We start from the raw sequence: 3,723 nt of genomic DNA on the forward strand, positions 1-3,723 counted from the left end.
CAGGAAGGAAGATCTCCGGCAACGGAATCAAAGTTCTTCAGAGAAAAAACGTGAGTTTTGGAGAAAAAGAACAAGCTGCTCCCCGCAATGGATTAGATCGCTGAATCCGGAAAACGTAAGGCGAAAAACTGTGATCAGGTCCATAGGCAATCGGATAATCATAAACCCCGGACGGAACGCCAAATTGGTCGGTCCACACAAATCGTGGTAGAGCCATAATAGACCTTTGATCAAATTCGCAATTGTGATGACAGCATTATCACTATTTCGCAAAGATTTATCTCCGCACTGGGCTCTTCATTCTTATGCCAATGTTTGGTGTAGTAGTATTTGAGTATGGGGATGGAATGTCTTGCAGAATTCTGAACTTTAACGGTGCTTTTGGGTACCCGCAGGCATCTTCGTGCGGGGATGTCGCTCTTCAAGAAATCAGTGCGAATAATGGTTTGTCTCTGAACACACTGATTGTATGTTAACAGTTGGCAAGACGGTGAATTTTCGTTTTCGACATTTGAATGATTATTCAGGGACATTCGTCTTCGTCAGACGGGGGCTGCGTATTCTTGTGCTCTTTTTGATTTCTTTCTCTACCGTTTCCGCGTCTCGGGCACATGTACAACAAATGCAACTCTCTATCGACTCGGATAGAGGTGGCTTACGTAATTCTGTGATCGGGACTTTTGAAGAAAGTGATCATGACCAATCATGGTGGAATGTAGAGTTGGAAGGAGTTGATCTATTGCTGATACCCGATCTGTACCCCCATGATGTAGCTTCTTTGACGTACGGTGCATTGACTGGCCCTGTCTTGAATCCAGGCATAAGTGACTTATCCAATGAAGCAGTAGAACAGATAAAACTAGATGGGCAGGTTGTAAACCGGCGCGGAATGGTCGGCCGTGCGCGGAATTCGATTCCAGTCCCGGAGAGAAATTTGGAAGTATACGAACTCTCCCAGTATGCGCAATTTCTGAGTGATGTAACCTTGGCTACTACCGTTGATCGAGGTACAAAGCGGACTGTACATCCCGCTACATTGACCGTTCCGGTCGGGAACTGGAATACTATACCGCCGGTCACGTTGACGGCGGAGCAGGACAGTGATGGCACCAGTGACGTCGCAAACCTAATATTCCCGACATCGGGAAGCAAAACGATTCCGGGACAGACCGTAGTGACGGTCGTGGATGGCAAAATCCTCCGGGAGTTTTCACATCGGTTCATTGGAGAGGGGCAATGGACTACGGTTAGCACTCCGCTTGTGGATGGGGAACTGTCTTCCGGGGATGTGCCTTTTCCGATAACCGGAAATGCCATTCTGGATCCAGCAGCACTAATATTCCAAGCAGGCGGGTGGAAACAAGCTCAGCAGTATTCTTTGACGACAAGACTGGATCATGGGGATAAGCGGGAGATGCTGGATTTCACGACGGTGGGGCGAGGAACGGATGATTTAGCGTATTTAGACGTAGAGGAGCAAGTGCGCACGGACCCGCCTGTTCATCTTTCGTCAGACTTGAATACGATCCGTATCAGGTTTGACACAGGCAAACCTAATGATAGTCACGTTAGAATCACGGAGGGAGGGGCATCAGGAACTTTTAAAATTTGGGTTGAGGGAAATTATCAAGGTGATTTGACTTTAAATCTGGTAGAAGTAGAAGACGAAGAAGAAATTGTGGTAAGTCGTCTAGGATGGGGAGATTTTATAACTATAGAGCCTTCCAGCGTCACGTTTACGCAGGGTAATTGGTTAAAAAGGAAGACCGTGAAAGTGACGGCTGTTCAAAATGAGAGAGTTCGTTTTGGTGATGAACCTTATAATGAAGTTGGCACTTTCATTGGTGTGGATGAGAAATGGGTTGGCGAAGCGTATGATGATACGGAATTCCGCTATTCTGAATTGTGTGTGATAGTCACGGACGACGATGTTCCAAGCTTTGAGATTGTCCCTCAAAAGGTTGATATCTACGCGGGAGAGTCTTTTGATTTTGAGGTACGGTTAAACAAAAGACCACTGGGCAAGAAAAACGACGAATCAACGGCAGAGGTTGATGTGGATATGACGAGGTCCGGGCTATCTGTAGCTGTCGGATACAATCCCGACTTTCTGAGGTTTACCCACGATAATTATAATGATTTTCAGAAGTTTACGGTGTACACTTCACAAAAGTGGGGCAGTAGTGGGCGCATCAAGGTATATTCCACAGAACGTAATAAGGATTGGAATGGCTATCGCGGTGTTGAGGGCTATTTAGAACTCAATATAAGAGGTGAATCAGACATCAATGCAATCAATGTTTTTCCGGGGAATATCAAACTGAATGAGGGAGGGGAAGAGACCTTTTATGTGTCGTTATCGAAGGAGCCTTCGGGGGATGTAACGGTAACGATTCCACCGTCCAACACGGATTTGAGCTTTAACAGTAACAGTAACAGTCCCACTTCGCTGACCTTTACTCCTTCGGGGGACAAGACCTGGAGCAAGTCGCAGCTCGTGACGGTGACAGCTGCGGAGGATCCTGATGCACTTGATGATATAGAAACCATTACGTTGACGGCCACAGGCGGTGGTTATGATAATGTAAAGAAAGAACTAACGATCACGGTGGATGATGACGAGGAGGCCGGCTTGATCGTTAGTTCAACGATTCGCGTACCTGAAGGCGAGACGAAAACGTTTACCGTGCGGTTAGCGGCAGAGCCATCGGAGACGGTAACGGTGACGATTCCACCGTTCGATACGGATTCGGATTTGAGTCATAACAGTCCCACGTTGACCTTTACTCCTTCGGGAGACAAGATCTGGAATAAGGATCAGCTCGTGACGGTGACAGCTGCGGAGGATCCTGATGCAAAAGATGACACGGAAACGATCACGCTGACGGCGAGTGGCGGTCAGTATATTGGTCAGAAGAAAGAGGTAACGGTCACGGTGGATGATAGCGAGGAGGCACGCTTGGTAGTCAACCCCATTTGGATTGATGAATTAGATGAGGGTGCGGATTCATCGTTTACCGTACAGTTATCGGCGCAGCCTTTGGAACAGGTGACCGTGACGATTTCCGCGTTCACCGTGCAGGGACTGAGCCACGACAAGGAATCCACGTGGCTGACCTTTACAAGTTCCGATTACGATACGAAGCAGGAGGTGGTAGTTTCGGCCGAACATGATCATAATGCGATGAAAGAGACAGGTACGATCAAGTTGACGGCTGCGGGCGGAGAGTTTGAGGGCGCAGAAGAATATGTAACGGTCGTTACGAGTGATGACGATGAGGCAGGCTTGATTCATGCCAACCTTGACGTGGTGTCTGTGGATGAGGGAGGGAAGAAGACATTTTCAGTGTGGTTATCAGTGAAGCCTACGGAGACGGTCACGGTGACCATTCCAGAATTCAATAATGATGGTCTGGAACGTAATGAGTCAAGGCTGGAGTTTACTCCTGAGACCTACCGTGTTCCGAGGTATGTGGAGGTGTCTGCTAAGCAGGATAATAATGCGGTCGACGAGGAGGAGATCATCACGTTGACGGCCAGTGGCGGTCAGTATACTGATGTAGAGAAAGGAATAACGATCAAGGTGGACGATGATGATGAGGCTAGCGTGATCGTCAGCCCCATGATGATTGAGGTGGATGAGAACAAGTCGGAGGTGTTCACCGTGCGATTATCGGCGGAGCCTACGGAGACGGTGACGGTAACGATTCCTGCGCTGACCGA

Annotated in this window: 1 protein-coding gene; it reads left to right on the top strand. The window is 48.1% G+C overall.

The window, feature by feature from the left end:
• Positions 1–469 precede the first annotated feature (469 nt).
• Positions 470–3,723, top strand: a 3,254-nt coding sequence (locus F4Y64_09775) for a hypothetical protein (GenBank protein ID MXX97886.1), incomplete at its 3' end; no start/stop codon positions are given.

It is taken from the genome of Rhodothermaceae bacterium (assembly GCA_009838195.1).
Lineage (GTDB): Bacteria > Bacteroidota > Rhodothermia > Rhodothermales > Bin80 > Bin80.